Source organism: Microvirga arsenatis (assembly GCF_009910705.1).
Taxonomy (GTDB): Bacteria; Pseudomonadota; Alphaproteobacteria; order Rhizobiales; family Beijerinckiaceae; genus Microvirga; species Microvirga arsenatis.
The window spans coordinates 206,870-221,485 of sequence record NZ_JAAAXJ010000005.1; the positions used below are offsets into that span (position 1 = coordinate 206,870).

Genomic DNA, 14,616 nt, shown 5'->3' on the forward strand with positions numbered 1-14,616 from the left:
CGCAAACCGGCGACGGGATGCTGCGGTGGAACGTCTTGCCGCAATGGACACAGCGGCATGTGAAGTAGCGGCTCATGGCTGCTCCTGGGCGATGAGGGCGCGAAACGCCTCTTGTGCGAGATGATGACCTTTAGCCGTCGCGGTAATCCGAATGGAGCCGTGGTCGTTGTAGCGCTCCCATTGGACAAGGCCTGCGTCCAAGCACTCTTCATAGGCTGCCAGTTGCTTGGTCAGGGTTGTATGAGGTTCGTGTGATATGATCTCGGACCTTGGCCCCATGGCGAAGTAGCCGGCCAAGAACTGGAGAGCATCGGGCGATAATCCACCTGCCTCTTCCAGCCTTGTCTTGAGGGCGAGGAGAACATCACTGGTCATGGGAGGGCTCCTTCTCCTGCTTGAGGGCGGTGCGGCCTGCTTCGGTGATGGTCCATCCATCAGCCGCAATAAATTCGCCGTCGATCAGGCTGCGAATGACAGCCTTTCGTGCACCGCCCTTGCGCGGCAATAGACGCTCGTGGATGCTCTTGTCCCCGGCGAGCCACCGGAGGGTCCGCATCTGCTTTTCCGTCAGCCTACTCATGGCCTGCTCCTGTGAGGGCGGCGTGAGCGAGTTCCCTTGCACGGTTCAGCCGCGACAGATCCCCCCCCTTGAACTTCGGCCCTTCCATCGTGGCATCGTACCGCGCTGCGTCGCAGAACTCCTCCAGCGCCTTTTGCATGGCCTCCAGGCGGGCCTCGGCGGCAAGGGCGCGTGCATTTGCGATCTCGACCATACCCTGCCAGTCAAAGGAATTGGCAAAGTTATCGGCCGCAAATTTGTTCACGCGCTCGTTCTCCCGCTTGAGCGTCTCGTTCTCTGAGCGGAGGGTGGATATATCTACCTTCAGGTTTGTATTTTCTTGGAACAAAGCATCATTGAGATCGCAGGCACGATCATTCAGAGCCTCCAGCTCCTTCACCCGCTGTTGCAGTCTCTCGTACTCTGAGCGGAGGGTGGCGTTCTGGCATTCCAACTGTCGGCTCCGTTCAAGAAGATCGATGTTGGCGCGAACAAGATCGCTCGCCTCGGCTCCCTCCAGCTCCTTCACCCTCTCGGTGAGGGAGGCGTAATCCTCGTAGCGGACCCAGTCGCCTTCATCGTCCTTTACCATCTGAACAGTGCAGTAGCCGGATGTAGCATCGAGAGAGGTGAAGTACCTCTCCACCAGCTCCGCATGCTCTCCTTGTGAGGGTGTGGGGGTGGAAGTCAGCTCCTCAAAGCTCTCGATAATCACCCGGGCGTCGTCGCGGCTGATCGTGATCGGGCCGGGCAACTGCAACTGCTGGCGAAGGTCGGACATCAATTCCTCGAAGGTCATGAGCGGGCTTCCCTGAAAGGGTGGCGAGGGTGGTGCTCTAGAACGGTATGTCGTCGTCGATGTCGGAGCGGTTGAAGCTGGCGCCGGAGGAGGATGGACTGCCACCCTTGGCATCGCCGTAGCTCTGTCCGCCATCGCTAGAGCGGCCACCCCAGCGGTCGTTCTGCTGCTCGGTGTATTGATCGTCCCGGCCGGAGCCGTCGCGGCGGCTGTCGAGGATGGTCAGGTCACCGTCGAAGCGCTGAAGCACCACTTCGGTGGTCCACTTGTCTTGGCCCTGCTGGTCGGTCCATTTGCGTGTCTGCAGCTTCCCTTCGACATAGACCTTGGCGCCCTTCTTCAGGTACTGCTCGGCCACGCGGGCGAGATGCTCGTTGAAGATCACCACAGAGTGCCACTCGGTTTTCTCCTTGCGCTCGCCGGTCGCCTTGTCCTTCCACGTCTCGGAGGTGGCGATGCGAAGATTGACGACGGGGTCGCCGTTGCCGAGGCGGCGTACCTCGGGGTCGCGCCCCAGGTTGCCGACGAGAATGACTTTGTTGACGGATCCGCTCACTTGGATGCTCCTGGGTACTGGTTGTGTTCGACGCCATCGAGCAGGCGGCCGGTGAGAGCCTTGACCGCGTGAAGGCTGGGGCCGCCGACTGGAGACCATGGACGCCCGTCTGCCATGCATTGTCCGGCTGGGAGATAGTTGCCCCATTGCTTGAAGAAGAACGGCACGCCTGCAGTCGCGCACTGATCACGGATGGAGCGAGCCCAATCCGGATGCATCGGTCTCGCGCCAGGGCCGCTCTCGCCGCCGACCACGATCCAATTCAACCACGCCCTTTGATCTTCCTCGCAGAGCAATGCCGACATAGAGCCGAGAGGGGCGGGGCGGTTGATGCGCATGAAGTCGATCGGCCCGAGCAGCGGCTCGGCGCTGACCCAGCGCACTGCTGCAGGAGTGGCCAACAGATCGGGGATCCGCTCGTTCGCGCGGGTCTGATCTTCGGCCGAAACGCCGAGCCACACGTTGCGGAGGGGGCTCCAATTCTCTTCCGCGCCTGAGATGCGGAGCCATGCCTCGGTTACTCCTGGGGCATTCCGGCTTCCTGCGAGATCAGTGATCGCCGCGCGTATAAGGTGCTGTCGGCCATTTTGTCTGCGGCAATCTTCCAGATATGCCCGCATCCGGTCGGCGCGCTTCGTCAGCACCTGGAACGTGTGCTGCGGTGCCAGTGCCATAACGGCGAAGATCCTGTCGATCCACTCGTCCGGCACGGCCTCATGGAAGAGGTCTGACATCGAGTTGACGAAGATCCGGCGCGGACGCTTCCAGCGCAGGGGCTTGAGCAGCGCGTCCTTCACCAGACGCACCGCACCGGTCCAGACCGGCCCCGCGTTGCTGTCCTTCGTCAGCCCCGCGTAGGTCTCCACACCCATGCCGACGAGGCGGGATGCCATCTTCATCGCGTAGCAGTTGGCGCAGCCGGGCGAGATGACCGAGCAGCCGGCAATCGGGTTCCATGTGGCGTTGGTCCATTCGATGGCGCTTTTGTCACCCATCGGAGTCCTCCGATACCTTGTATGGGTAAAGCCAGGAAAAGAGCCCGGCGGCGGCGAGCACGGTGCGGCCGCCGCCGAGCAGGTAGCCGACGAGGGTCTCGACCACGTCGACGGGGAGGACTGGCACAAGGCGCAGGAGATCAGGCATGGGCCGCTCCCCGCGAAAACAGGTCCGTCGTTGCTGGCTCCGGCTGGCGCCTGGCTGCGCTCTTCCGCTCGCGCAGCCGCCTGATGCGCTCGAGCGTCGCCTGGTCGCCCTTCTTCCGCGCCATGAACTCGCTGGCGCCGTAGCGGTCGGTGGAGACGGCGCCGCAGCGCACGGCCTTGGCGCGCTTGGTCAGGCAGATGTCGTAGTGGTGCCAGCTGGCCTTCGGCGGCTTCTGGAAGTGCTTGCGCGCGACGCCGATGCGGTCGGCCATGGCGTGCAGCTCATCCAGCGAATCCGCGAACATGTGGCACATGAGCATGCCGCGATAGGGCAGGCGCAGGCTGTCGACGTAGACAGTCATCTCAACCCTCCACCGCATTAAGGACTGAGAAGTCGTTGTCAGGCAGGCGCAAGCTCTGCAGGAGACCAGGGATAGACGAGACAAATCCGTGGCCGAGCAGATACATCAGCTCCGGCTCAAAACGGTCCTCGTGCAGGTAGAAGATCGTCCGCTTGCCTTGTCCTGCCGCATAGCCGGCCTCTAGGTGAGCGCTGCGCCCGCAGGGTAGGACAAGAACGCAGGTGTCGCACCAATCGAGTGCAGCCTTGTCACGGTTGAAACCGTGTCTAGCAATTGGGCTCTGCCGCACATGCTCAGCGTATCGTTCTGGCGACCATGCCAGCCAATCAGGATCGATTTCAGACCAGGAGAAACCACTCTCGCCTGGTGCAGGATTCCTGAAGTCGTAAACCTCATGACCATCTGCCTTGAGAGCGGCTACAATGTCGGGCTGTAATGCATTCCGCCAGGACGATGCAACGTAGATACGACGCTTCATGACTAAACCCTCATCGGCATCAGCACGCAGAGCAGGCTGTCGTCTGCGGTGGGTTGGAAGATCGTCGGGGAGCCGTTGTCGGCGAGCCTGATCACGGCCGTGTCGGTGCCGAGCGCGCCGGCGATGTCGAGTGCGTACCTGGCGTTGAAGCCGATGGAGAGAGCCTCGGCATCGTAGTCGACTTCGATCTCGTCGGTCGCTGTGCCGGCGTCCGGATTCTCGACGGTGAGCGTCAGGCGCCCGTCGTCGAAGGCGAGCTTCACGGCCCGGCCGCGCTCGGTGGAGACGCTCGACACCCGATCGATAGCGGCCTTGAGGGCGGTGATCTCGACGGTAGCGACCTTGTCGTTGCCCCGCGGGATCACACGCTGATAGTCCGGGAAGGTGCCGTCGATCAGCTTCGAGGTCAGCACCGTATCGCCGAAGGCGGCGCGGATCTTGTGCGGTGACAGGTCGATGCGTACATCGTCCTTCCCGGCTTCCTCGGCGAGGCGGGCGAGCTCGGCCACGGTCTTGCGCGGGACGATCACGCCCGGCATGCCGTCCATCCCCTCCAGGCCAGACGGCCCATCCACATGAGCCCGTGCCAGGCGGTGACCGTCCGTGGCGACGGCATAGAGGTGGCCGCCCTGGACATGGAGATAGATGCCGTTGAGGTAGAAGCGCGTCTCTTCCGTCGAGATCGCGAAGCTGGTGCGCGCGATCATCTTCGCCAGTGCCACGCCCGGCAGGGTGAAGGAATGCGGGAACTCGCCAGCGGCGAGGTCCGGAAAATCGGATGCGGGCAGGGCCTGCAGCGTGAAGCGCGAGCGGCCCGCCTTCACGGCCACGCGCCCTCCGCCGTCGGTGGCTTCGATGGCGACCTGCGCGCCGTCCGGCAGCTTGCGCACGATGTCGTGCAGCAGGTGAGCCTGCACGGTGATGGCGCCCGCGGTCTCGACCTGGCAGTGAATGCGGCCGGTCATCTCGATATCGAGATCCGACGCCTTGAGGTTCAGGGCCTCGCCGGCGGCATCCAGAAGAACGCTGGAAAGGATTGGGATGGTGGTCCGCTTCTCGACCACCCGGTTGAGGGCAGCGAGATTCTTGAGGAGCGCGGCGCGTTCGGCAATGATCTTCATGGGTGTTGCCCTCGGGAGGGTGGGCGGGCTCAAGGCCCGCCCGGTTTACGTTTTAGCCCTGCATCTCCGGTGTGCCTTCGAAGGTCGGCAGGCCGGTTTGACGAGCAACCGTGATCAGGTCATCGCGCACTCGCTCAGTGATGTGCTGGTCGGGACGGTAGAGCTGGTAGAACCAGACGATCCTCGAACCAGCCTTGCGGTAGCGCAGGCGCACGGGAATTCGCACGGGCTCACCCATGAAGAATGGTGCGATGCTGAGCAGGAAGATGCCTGGCACCTTCAGCGGCTTACCGTCGGCATCCTTGTGCACTTCTTCCCAGACGATCTGCCCCTCGCCGGTCTGAAGGGTCGTGGCCGATTTCACGACCGCCTCGACGTTGACCTGCAAGCCGCGCGAGAGCTGAACCAGATCGGCCGGCGTTGCGACGGTGGTGGCGAAGTCGCGTTCGAGGGCGATCTTCTCGGCATCGGTGGGGCTGGAGAGTTCGGCGATGCGGTCTTCGAGGAAGGCGGCGAATTCGGCCTGTTCCATCGGCTCGCCGTTCTGCTTGTTCCAAGCCTGCCACTCCTCCGAGAGGGGGAAAGCGTAGTGAATGCGATGCTTGCCATTGTCAGCCGCGCCGCCACTCTGGTTCTGGTGGTAGTCGATCACGGCCGTGAAGGTTGGCTTCTTCCAATCCGTGTTGGCGAAGACTACAGAATCACCGGTCTTGTGGCGGTCGACGAGTGCGATGAAGGAATCGAGGGTCAGCGCTGTGGCTGTGCCGCGCTTGAATCCGGGATACGTGCGATAACTTTCGAAATGCCGTGACACATCGACGAGGGTGGGAGTGTCGCCGTGGATGATCGCGACGGGGATTTCCGCTGGCACGCCGACTAGATCGGCGGGAGCTTTGATCGTGACGATCTCGACGCTAGTCGCTTTCGTGCCGAGTTCGGCAATGCGGTCGATGGTGCTGCCGTCGAACGTGAAGGCAGGGTCGAGCGGTCGCATTGCTTCTCCGACAACGAGCTCGGCTGTCTCGGCAGTCTTGGTGTCTTTGTTTTCCATGATGAGCCCCTACGGCTTTCTGCTGGGTGGGAAGGGTCAACCGGCTGCTTCGCGCGGGCCGGCAAACATGTTCATCTGCTGCGGGTGCTCGGTGGAGAGCGAGCCGTCGTCGAGAACCCAATAAAAGGACGAACCGCGCACAGGTTTGGGGCGCTTCGACTGGATGTCGGCGGTGATGGTGGCGCTGTTGCCCTCGACCTCGATGTCGAGCTTGAGGGTCACCGAACCCTTCACCTTCGCCTTGGCGCGACCGCCTGTCTGCTCTTTCAGCGCGGCGAGGGTTTCGGTGATCTCCTTCGACAGCTCGGCGGCAGCCTCGCCGTTTTCGAGTGCGCCGATGATGGTCTGCGCATCGCGGATGCGTTTCATGGGAAGAACTCCAGGTGATAAGCGGTTATGCCGCCCGCCGCAGCGCGGTGGGGCAGTAGAGGTCGAGGGCGGCGCGGTAGGCGTCTGCCGCGTAGGCCCAGGGCCACACCTTGAGGCGGCCCTCGAGGCGCACGGGCTCGGCCTGCTCGATCGCTGCGGCCCAGGGCTTCGGCGCCTTCGCCATGAGCTGGCGCCGTTCGGTGGCGAGCATGCGGAGATCCCACAGCTTCACCGCCTCGCGCACGTCGTCGGGCAGGGGGTAGGTGAGGCCGGCTGCCTCGTGCACCGCTCCGTCGACGCGGCGTTTCAACAGCTTGAGCGCGGCTTCGACCGTCTTGTTGAAAGTGGCGGCCACGTCCGCGCTGCCGGTCCGCTGCAGCGCGACGAGCCCGCTGCAGGCGGCGATGGCCTCCGCCATCGGCGTGGCGATGTCGCCGGTATAGGCCTCGTGCGCGTCGTGCAGGAGGAAGGCGGCGGCGATGTCGCGGCGCCGGGTCTCGCGCATGATGGCATGCGCCCCTTCCACGCAATGCTGCGCCACCGAGTAGGGCCCTGCCGCCACATGCCCCGTGAAGCGCGGGATGCGCGCCAGCGCCGGGATGACGTCGAGGTCGAAGTTCACATCGTCGGCGGAAGGATTGACCAGGTCGAAGGCCCGACCCGAGGCGGTCTGCATCCAGGTCATTGCGCCACCTCCGGTCTTTCCAGCACGAGCCGCTCGGCTGCGGCGAGGCGCTTCGCGAATTGCAGCAGGTCCTGCGCGAGTTCCGGCGTGACCGGTGCGCGCACGAGGATCGGGCCGCTGATGGTGCCTGCGCGAACGGTGAGCATCCGGATCTCGTCGTTGGGGCGGGCGGCGTTCCTGAACAAGGCCCACTCGATCCAGAAGGCATCGCCGATACGGGAGCCCTCCTGAGTGCTGTTCGCGATCCTGTCGGTGGATTGCGCCAAGGACATCACGCGGCCTCCTTCATGATCTGGACGTCACCCCTCGACAGATTGATGTCCCAGACCTCGTGCGCCGCGCCGCCCATGAACCGGGCCTCGTGCTGGCGGGCCAGCGCTCGGGCCTCGGCATCGTCGCCGCGCAGACGCGCGGAGCGCCAGCGCTGGTAGAGCTCGGAATAGCGGTGCGGGGTCTTGCCGTAACGCTTGTAGGGGGATTTGCCCTTGGCCATGGTGCGCCTCACAGCTTGCCGGTGAAGTGAGCGGCCCAGATGGCGACGGCCCCGAAGAACATGGCGAGGCTCGCGAGCTCGGCGGCGCCGCTGGCGAAACGCTGAACCCGCGCGAAGCCTTGCGCGGAGGGCGCGGTGCGGTGCACCTCGTCGCGCTCGCTCCGCTCAAGGCGGTTCTTCGCCGCCAGACCGTGGATCGCCACCTGGTGCTCGGTCCATCCGGCGTCGCACAGGTTCACCGGCTCCTCGCCGGCCTCGGCCTTCAGCCGGCGCAGGTCCTCGACCATCCGTTGCCGGATGCATTCGTGAACCCGCATCTCATGTCGTGGAACCGGCCAGATCCAGCCGTCATGCGTGGCGGTCTTCGCCTCGTTTCGCTCGTGCCCCATGGAATGCCCCCATCGGTGTGTTGATGGAGCAACGAAAGCATAACTTTCAGATAGGCGCAAGCTCTATGAAAGCAAAACTTTCAAATTGGCATCCGCGCGCACTTGCGCGGGCAAAGTCCCGACCTGTGAATTCCTGTGGATAGAGAGAAGAGACTCGACTCCTAGATAACGTTACCGCACCATGAACGAAATGAGAACAGACGGGGCAGCGATGCGGTATCAGAGTGGTGTGAGCGAATTGCGCCAAGCCTGGGCGGTGGACATCCATTGCGAGGATTGCGGCCGCACCCGGCGCTTTCACCGGCGCGAACTTCTGGAGCTCGACATGGAGGGATTTCGGACGTTCCCGCAGCTCGGGAGCAAGCTCTGCTGCCGGCATTGCCGGGAGCGTCGCGGGGAGGGGAAGAACATCTCCCTCAATCCGCGCTGGTTCAAACACTTTCTACAATGAGGGTGAAAGCGCTTTGTCAGTTTCGGGAAAGCAGATCCGGGACGTTCTGGCCTCCCGGTCCGTAGAGGGCCCATGCTGCCAGGCAGCCGATGGTCTTCCCGGCGGCCTCGATTCCGGCTTTGTGCTCTTTCGCCTTGGCAACGATGATCGCGTTGACCTTGGGGTCTTCGATGCTGAACTTGTACTGCACGCCGATGAGGGCCAGCAAAACGAGATTGGGCTTGTATTCCGGGCAGGCTGTGGCTGCCGCGAGTACCTGCGAAACGTGATTCATGGCGTTTCGCTGCGATTGGGTGAAGGTCTGGGCCGCGCCCGGCACCGACGAGAGGAGGTGTATCGTTGCCGTCGAAAGGCACAGGGCGGTGATCTTCATTCCCATCTCTCCTCTGCTCTAAATGCCCAGCAGCTCGTCCACGGGGATGACGCGGTGCAGGCTCTTCACCTCGTCGCGGTCGAATTCGATCTCCATGGGCGGATTGAACTGCGACACCACGATTTTGGTCGGGGTGCGCCGCACGAGGCGCTTGATGAAGCCGTCGCCGGGCTCCCCCTCCTCCGACGGCTTCAGCTCGATCACGACGTAATCCATGATGGCAGGGGGCCGGTGCGGATCGACATAGATCCGTTCGCCCTCCTCATATTTGGGGATCATGCTGATGCCGGTCACGCGAAGGGAATAAACGTCCTTCTTGTGCATGATGCCGGGCGGGCGCGGCGCCCAGTCCACCGTCTGGCCATTGAACTGGAAATCGGCATCGCCGCGCCGGCCGCCGATGGCCGCCCCGTATTCCGGAACGTTCCTCGGGCCGCCGAATCCTCGGAAATGAGGCAGGTCCTCTGCCTGGGACAGATCGATGTTGGGGGGAGGTGCGTCAGTAAGCATACCCGATGGTGCTGCTGGCTTGGGGGGCGCGGATCCATCGGGAGGGGTTCCGCGGCCATTCACCAGCCAGTCGACGCTGACGCCGAACCTATCGGCAATCCGGACGATGTTGTCGTTCTTGATCCCCTGATCGCGTTCCCAATTGCCGACGGCGCCGCGGGTTACCTGCAGCTGCTGCGCAAACTCTTCCTGAGTTAATCCGAGCACCCGCGCGCGCAGGTGCCGGATCCGTCCACCGGTCGTTTCCATGGGGGGCAGAATGTCGAAACAGATGCTTTCATTCATCAACAGATACGCTTGCGTGTTCATGAAAGATATGCTTTCATTGGTTCATGAGCGATGGACTGACAGAGGCGAAGGAAAAGGCGGGCGGGCCGGTCGGCTTGGCTCGTCTCCTGAACGAGATCGGCGTTGAGATTACCTCTCAGGCCATTTCGCAGTGGCAGCGCATTCCGCCCGCTCGTGTCCTCGATGTGGAGAGGGTCACGGGCGTGTCGCGCTATGAGCTTCGCCCTGATCTGTATCCGCCCCCGACCGATCTGGCGCCTCCTGGCTCGGAGGTGTCCCCATGACCGAGCGGCCTCCCTCCCAGTACATCTTCGGCTTCCTGCCCTCCTTCGCGAGCTGGGCGCTCGGCGCCGAGGACATAGCCGACTATCTGCGGGCGGGCCGCCTCGGCCTCTCCGTCGATGACCTGGGGCGCTCCTGCGAGCGGATGAGCCGGATCGACGGTAACGGCGATCTGAGATCCATTCAGTGGTGGATGTGCCGCTTTGCCGAGATGCGGGGCGGGCATTCCCGTGACGACATGGCCTGCATCCAGAAGCGGATGTGCCGGATCGGCTTTTCCCTGAACCAGATCGAGTCCGCCCTCGCGTTGAGCGAGCGCGAGGCTGCGCAGCGCCTCCTTCAGGTGGGTGCGGGCGGGACTGGTGCGGGGCAGGGCGTTCATGTGCGGGGTCCTCCGTGATGTCGTAACGCCGCCACCATCGCAAAGCTTAACCGTTCCCGCTCTGGGAAAAGCCTGCGCTTTTTCCCGTTGACGCCCGAGGTGTCTCATGAACCGCCCGATCTCCGATGCCTGGTTCCACCGCATCAAGGCCGCTACCCGCGATCTCGTGAAAGCCTGCGGCGGCCTCGACCGGTCCGGCGAAGTCGCCAGCCTCGGCAAGAGCACCATCGGGCGCTACCAGTCCTCCACCGACCCGGACATCATCCCGCTGCCCGCGGCGCTCGCTCTCGAGGCCGAATGCGGCATTCCGTACATCACCGCCGTGATGGCGGAGCTGAACGGGCGGCGGCTCAACGATCCCGATGCTGCGCAGGGTGCGACCGTCGCGTGCGTCGCCCGCGGCCATGCGGAGGTCATGCGCTCCAGCGCAGAGGTGGGCGCTGCGGCGGCGGACGCACTCTCCGATCTCACGATGACTCCGGTGGAGGCGGACATCGTCGACCGGCAACTCGCCGATCTGATCGCCAAGGCCACCGAGCAGCGTCAGCGCCTGGCGGCGGTGAAGGCGGGGGAGGCGACGCAGCCCACGCCGCTGCGGATGGTGCCGCGCGGGGGCTGACGCGGCACCATCCCGGCGAGCGGGAACACCTGCCGCCCAAGACCAAGAGGCCAAGAGGCCCGGTGTTGCGTAATTCGAGTGTAGGGGCAACCAATGCAGAAGCATGCAGACCTGCCGCAGGCCGGTGCGATTCCGCCGGCCACGCGCAAGGCCATCGCCGCCTGCCTGAGGCAGGGGCTTTCTCTCCGCAAGACCGTCGCCGAGACCGGAGCGCCCTTTTCGTGGGTGCGGCGGGTGCACGCCTTGCTGAACGATGTCGGCACCACGCACAGCAAGCGCCAGCCGCCCGAGGATCCGACGCACGACGAGATCGTGCAGCACGAGACCGACGGCGAGATGGCTTACGAGGAGCTCGTCGCGATCAACGCGGCGGTGCTGGCGGACCTCGAAAGGGAATTCGGCTCGCCGGAGAACTGCCCGTCGCTGGCCGAGGCCCGCGAGCCGCCGGAGGAGTTCCTTCCGTTTCGGCGCATGCTGCCGGCGAACGTAACCGCCCTCGTGCTCGGCGACCCGCCGCCCGGCTGGTCGGCCCTGTGCCTTCGCGCAGGATAGCCTCATGCGCCGCGGCCCTCACATCGTGCGGGTGAACCGCCGCCGGGCGCATGCCGCCGCACGGCGCATGCACCGGCTGGGCTACCCGCATCCCGCGATCTGCCGCGCCCTGCACCTCTCGCCCAGGCGTTTGCCCGCCATCCTCGCCGCGCGGGGCCTGTGGGATCAACGGGCCTGGGAACTCATCCAGGCGGCGCTCGCCGCGCCGTCCTCCGTCAACGAACCCGTGCGAGTCCTGCCATGATGCAGCTGTGGATCGAATATCTCTACTTCCTCACCCTCGCCAAGGGGGCGCACGGCGCGCTCGGCTTCGTGGTGGTGTCGGTTCCTTTCATCGTCTCGGCAATCCTCCTTCTGCTCGCCATCCATTGGTGCGACCGGCTGGTGGACGCGGTCTGCCACAGGCTCGGGAGGCGCGGATGACCACGCCGCTCAACCGGGCCATCCGCGAGATGTCGAAGATCTCGCTCGACATCGCGCGCGACCTCGAAGCCGCGCGCCTTTACGGCGGCTCGGCGGAGGACATCGCGCAGCTGGAGCGGGTGAAGGCGCAGCTGCGCCAGGCCCTCGACCAGATGCGCCACCTGCGCGGCGACCTGCTGGTGCGCCGACCTGCCGAGATGAGGCTGGTGTCGTGAGCGCCTCCTATCGCACGTTTCTCGAACAGAAGGTGCGGATGGCGCCCTCGATCGGATTCCATGTGGAACTCGACGAGATCAACCCGCTCCTGAAGCCGCATCAGAAGGCCATCGTGCAATGGGCGGTTCGTGGCGGCCGTCGTGCCATCTTCGCCGCCTTCGGTCTCGGCAAATCGGTCATGCAGCTCGAGGCGATGCGGCTGGTCCTGAAGGGTGTGGGTGACAGCGGACGGGGGCTCCTCGTGATCCCGCTCGGCGTCCGTCAGGAGTTCACCCGGGATGCGGCCATGCTCGGCCTGACGATCCGGTTCATCCGCAGGCCCGAGGAGATCGACGGGCCGGGCCTCTACATGACGAACTACGAGACCGTGCGGGACGGAAAGCTGGATCCCAATCTGTTCGACGTGGCGAGCCTCGACGAGGCCTCCGTCCTGCGGTCGTTCGGCTCCAAGACCTACCAGACCTTTCTCTCGCTCTTCGACCATGTGCGCTATCGGTTCGTGGCGACCGCGACCCCGAGCCCAAACCGCTACAAGGAGCTGATTCACTATGCTGGCTTCCTTGGCGTCATGGATACGGGCCAGGCGCTGACCCGGTTCTTCCAGCGCGACAGCTCCAAGGCCAACAACCTCACACTCTATCCGCACAAGGAAAAGGAGTTCTGGCTCTGGCTCAACTCCTGGGCCATCTTCCTGCAGCGGCCGTCCGATCTCGGCTTCCCGGATGATGGCTACGAGCTTCCGCCGCTGACGGTGGTCTACCACGAGGTTCAAATCGATCTGGCGGCAGCAGGCCCTGACCGGGACGGACAGGGCATCCTTTTCCGCGATGCCGCCCTGAACCTGACCGACACGGCCAAGGAGAAGCGCGACAGCCTGCCGGCGCGCATCGCCGCCATGCAGGCGATTCTGCAGGCGGATCCCGAAAGTCACTACCTCCTCTGGCACGACCTCGAGGACGAGCGGCGCGCCATCGAGGCCGCCGTGCCGAGGGCCGTGAGCGTCTATGGGGCGCAGGACCTGGAGGAGCGCGAGCGCGCCATCGTCGACTTCAGCGAGGGCCGGTTTCAGTACCTGGCCGCAAAGCCCGTGATCGCCGGATCGGGCTGCAACTTCCAGCGCCACTGCCACAAGGCAATTTTCCTCGGCATCGGCTTCAAGTTCAACGACTTCATCCAGGCGATTCACCGCATCCAGCGCTTCATGCAGGCGCATCCGGTGGAGATCCACATCATCTACGCCGAGAGCGAGCGCGAGGTTCTCCGCACACTCCAGGCCAAGTGGGCGCAGCACAACGAGATGGTTGAAACTATGACTGAGATCATCAGGGAGCACGGCCTCAATCATCTGACCATGGCCGAGGTTCTGACGCGCTCCATCGGAGTGGAGCGGATCGAGGCGAGCGGTGAGGGTTGGTTGGTCGCCAACAACGATTGCGTCGAGGAATGCCGACTGATCGAGGACAACAGCATCGATCTGATCGTCACGTCGATCCCCTTCTCGAACCACTACGAGTACACGCCAAGCTACAACGATTTCGGGCATACGGACGGCGACGAGCATTTCTTTGCCCAGATGGACTTTCTCACCCCGGAGCTGCTCAGGATCCTCAAGCCCGGTCGGCTTGCCTGCATTCATGTCAAGGACCGGATCCTGTTCGGGTCGGTGACCGGCTACGGAACGCCGACGGTCAATCCCTTCCATGCCAAGACGCTCTTTCACTGCATGTCGCATGGGTTTGCCTATATGGGCATGATCCAGATCGACACCGACGTGGTGAGGGAGAACAACCAGACCTATCGTCTCGGCTACACGGAAATGCGCAAGGACGGGACCAAGATGGGCGTGGGTTCGCCCGAATACCTGCTGCTCATGCGCAAGCTGCCCACCGACCGCAGCCGGTCCTATGCCGACGATCCGGTCGTCAAGAGGATCGAGGATTACAGCCTCGCGCGCTGGCAGATCGATGCCCATGCCCGCTGGCGTTCCAGCGGAGATCGTCTTCTGTCGCCGGACGAGATGGCGGCGCTGCCGCCTGATGTTCTCGCCAAGGTGTTCAGGGCCTACAGCCTGCAGAGCATTTACGACTACGAGCACCACGTCCGGATCGGCGAAGCACTCCAGACCCGCCATGCGCTGCCCTCGACCTTCATGGCCCTGATGCCGGGGGCGTCCAGCGCCTTCGTATGGGACGATGTCAACCGCATGCTGACCCTGAACACGAACCAGTCGGCGAAGGGCCGCGAGAAGCATGTCTGTCCCTTGCAGTTCGATATCGTCGACCGCTGCATCGAGCGTTATTCCAACAAGGGTGAACTCGTCTTCGATCCTTTCGGCGGGTTGTTCACGGTCCCCTATCGGGCACTGCATCTGGGTCGCAGGGGCCGAGCTGCGGAACTCAACACCGGCTATTTCTTCGATGGGGTCAAGTACCTTGAGGCGAAGGAGCGCCAAATGGCGATGCCGTCGCTCTTCGATTTCGCGCCGCCCTCTCTGGAAGCCGCAGAATGAACGCGCC

At 63.9% G+C, this 14,616-nt stretch carries 25 protein-coding genes; 8 read left to right on the forward strand and 17 right to left on the reverse strand.

Annotation, left to right across the window (positions count from 1 at the left end):
- Window positions 1-72 precede the first annotated feature (72 nt).
- The 17 genes from GR303_RS12245 to GR303_RS12325 form a co-directional block, all read right to left on the reverse strand.
- Window positions 73-375 (reverse strand): hypothetical protein, encoded by a 303-nt coding sequence (locus tag GR303_RS12245; protein WP_161725864.1) that lies wholly within the window; start codon window positions 373-375, stop codon window positions 73-75.
- Entirely contained in the window at window positions 365-580 is a 216-nt protein-coding gene (locus GR303_RS12250; protein ID WP_161725863.1) for a hypothetical protein, read from the reverse strand. Before GR303_RS12250 ends, GR303_RS12245 begins: the two co-directional genes overlap by 11 nt.
- On the reverse strand, window positions 573-1,358 hold the full coding sequence (locus GR303_RS12255; RefSeq protein WP_161725862.1) for a hypothetical protein: 786 nt from the start codon (window positions 1,356-1,358) through the stop codon (window positions 573-575). The genes GR303_RS12250 and GR303_RS12255 overlap by 8 nt, the downstream gene beginning before the upstream one ends.
- Window positions 1,359-1,395: 37 nt before the next feature.
- Window positions 1,396-1,914: a single-stranded DNA-binding protein gene (ssb, locus tag GR303_RS12260; RefSeq protein WP_161725861.1), complete on the reverse strand. Its 519-nt coding sequence runs from the start codon at window positions 1,912-1,914 to the stop codon at window positions 1,396-1,398.
- Window positions 1,911-2,909, reverse strand: coding sequence for a phage Gp37/Gp68 family protein (locus GR303_RS12265; RefSeq protein WP_161725860.1), 999 nt, complete (start codon window positions 2,907-2,909; stop codon window positions 1,911-1,913). Before GR303_RS12265 ends, ssb begins: the two co-directional genes overlap by 4 nt.
- On the reverse strand, window positions 2,902-3,057 hold the full coding sequence (locus tag GR303_RS12270) for a hypothetical protein (RefSeq protein ID WP_161725859.1): 156 nt from the start codon (window positions 3,055-3,057) through the stop codon (window positions 2,902-2,904). The genes GR303_RS12265 and GR303_RS12270 overlap by 8 nt, the downstream gene beginning before the upstream one ends.
- The gene (locus GR303_RS12275) at window positions 3,050-3,418 is read right to left on the reverse strand and encodes a DUF4031 domain-containing protein (RefSeq protein WP_161725858.1); all 369 of its coding nucleotides are present in this window, start codon (window positions 3,416-3,418) and stop codon (window positions 3,050-3,052) included. Before GR303_RS12275 ends, GR303_RS12270 begins: the two co-directional genes overlap by 8 nt.
- A 1-nt stretch (window position 3,419) precedes the next feature.
- Complete coding sequence (locus tag GR303_RS12280) at window positions 3,420-3,896, reverse strand: TIR domain-containing protein (RefSeq protein ID WP_161725857.1); 477 nt, start codon at window positions 3,894-3,896, stop codon at window positions 3,420-3,422.
- 2 nt (window positions 3,897-3,898) lie between these two features.
- Window positions 3,899-5,017, reverse strand: a complete 1,119-nt coding sequence (gene dnaN, locus GR303_RS12285) for a DNA polymerase III subunit beta (RefSeq protein ID WP_161725856.1) — start codon at window positions 5,015-5,017, stop codon at window positions 3,899-3,901.
- Window positions 5,018-5,069: 52 nt separating this feature from the next.
- The gene (locus GR303_RS12290) at window positions 5,070-6,068 is read right to left on the reverse strand and encodes a DUF2303 family protein (protein ID WP_246205782.1); all 999 of its coding nucleotides are present in this window, start codon (window positions 6,066-6,068) and stop codon (window positions 5,070-5,072) included.
- A gap of 36 nt (window positions 6,069-6,104) precedes the next feature.
- The gene (locus GR303_RS12295; RefSeq protein ID WP_161725855.1) at window positions 6,105-6,437 is read right to left on the reverse strand and encodes a hypothetical protein; all 333 of its coding nucleotides are present in this window, start codon (window positions 6,435-6,437) and stop codon (window positions 6,105-6,107) included.
- Between the two features lie 25 nt (window positions 6,438-6,462).
- On the reverse strand, window positions 6,463-7,122 hold the full coding sequence (locus GR303_RS12300) for a hypothetical protein (protein ID WP_161725854.1): 660 nt from the start codon (window positions 7,120-7,122) through the stop codon (window positions 6,463-6,465).
- The gene (locus GR303_RS12305; protein WP_161725853.1) at window positions 7,119-7,394 is read right to left on the reverse strand and encodes a hypothetical protein; all 276 of its coding nucleotides are present in this window, start codon (window positions 7,392-7,394) and stop codon (window positions 7,119-7,121) included. The genes GR303_RS12300 and GR303_RS12305 overlap by 4 nt, the downstream gene beginning before the upstream one ends.
- Window positions 7,394-7,615 (reverse strand): hypothetical protein, encoded by a 222-nt coding sequence (locus GR303_RS12310; protein ID WP_161725852.1) that lies wholly within the window; start codon window positions 7,613-7,615, stop codon window positions 7,394-7,396. The genes GR303_RS12305 and GR303_RS12310 overlap by 1 nt, the downstream gene beginning before the upstream one ends.
- Before the next feature lie 8 nt (window positions 7,616-7,623).
- Complete coding sequence (locus GR303_RS12315) at window positions 7,624-8,004, reverse strand: hypothetical protein (RefSeq protein ID WP_161725851.1); 381 nt, start codon at window positions 8,002-8,004, stop codon at window positions 7,624-7,626.
- A 467-nt stretch (window positions 8,005-8,471) separates the two neighbouring features.
- Complete coding sequence (locus GR303_RS12320; protein WP_161725850.1) at window positions 8,472-8,828, reverse strand: hypothetical protein; 357 nt, start codon at window positions 8,826-8,828, stop codon at window positions 8,472-8,474.
- An 18-nt stretch (window positions 8,829-8,846) separates the two neighbouring features.
- On the reverse strand, window positions 8,847-9,647 hold the full coding sequence (locus GR303_RS12325; protein WP_161725849.1) for an XRE family transcriptional regulator: 801 nt from the start codon (window positions 9,645-9,647) through the stop codon (window positions 8,847-8,849).
- Between the two features lie 23 nt (window positions 9,648-9,670).
- Between GR303_RS12325 and GR303_RS12330 the strand changes: the two genes are divergently transcribed.
- From GR303_RS12330 to GR303_RS12365, 8 genes are all read left to right on the forward strand, one after another.
- Window positions 9,671-9,910, forward strand: a complete 240-nt coding sequence (locus tag GR303_RS12330; protein WP_161725848.1) for a transcriptional regulator — start codon at window positions 9,671-9,673, stop codon at window positions 9,908-9,910.
- Window positions 9,907-10,308 (forward strand): hypothetical protein, encoded by a 402-nt coding sequence (locus GR303_RS12335; protein ID WP_161725847.1) that lies wholly within the window; start codon window positions 9,907-9,909, stop codon window positions 10,306-10,308. Before GR303_RS12330 ends, GR303_RS12335 begins: the two co-directional genes overlap by 4 nt.
- 88 nt (window positions 10,309-10,396) lie before the next feature.
- Window positions 10,397-10,909 (forward strand): hypothetical protein, encoded by a 513-nt coding sequence (locus GR303_RS12340; RefSeq protein ID WP_161725846.1) that lies wholly within the window; start codon window positions 10,397-10,399, stop codon window positions 10,907-10,909.
- Between the two features lie 93 nt (window positions 10,910-11,002).
- Complete coding sequence (locus tag GR303_RS12345) at window positions 11,003-11,461, forward strand: hypothetical protein (RefSeq protein WP_161725845.1); 459 nt, start codon at window positions 11,003-11,005, stop codon at window positions 11,459-11,461.
- 4 nt (window positions 11,462-11,465) lie between these two features.
- The gene (locus tag GR303_RS12350; protein ID WP_161725844.1) at window positions 11,466-11,705 is read left to right on the forward strand and encodes a hypothetical protein; all 240 of its coding nucleotides are present in this window, start codon (window positions 11,466-11,468) and stop codon (window positions 11,703-11,705) included.
- Complete coding sequence (locus tag GR303_RS12355) at window positions 11,702-11,884, forward strand: hypothetical protein (protein ID WP_161725843.1); 183 nt, start codon at window positions 11,702-11,704, stop codon at window positions 11,882-11,884. Before GR303_RS12350 ends, GR303_RS12355 begins: the two co-directional genes overlap by 4 nt.
- A complete protein-coding gene (locus GR303_RS12360; RefSeq protein ID WP_161725842.1) occupies window positions 11,881-12,099 on the forward strand; it encodes a hypothetical protein in 219 nt (72 codons plus the stop codon). The genes GR303_RS12355 and GR303_RS12360 overlap by 4 nt, the downstream gene beginning before the upstream one ends.
- Window positions 12,096-14,609 (forward strand): DNA methyltransferase, encoded by a 2,514-nt coding sequence (locus GR303_RS12365; RefSeq protein ID WP_343038489.1) that lies wholly within the window; start codon window positions 12,096-12,098, stop codon window positions 14,607-14,609. The genes GR303_RS12360 and GR303_RS12365 overlap by 4 nt, the downstream gene beginning before the upstream one ends.
- Window positions 14,610-14,616 lie beyond the last annotated feature (7 nt).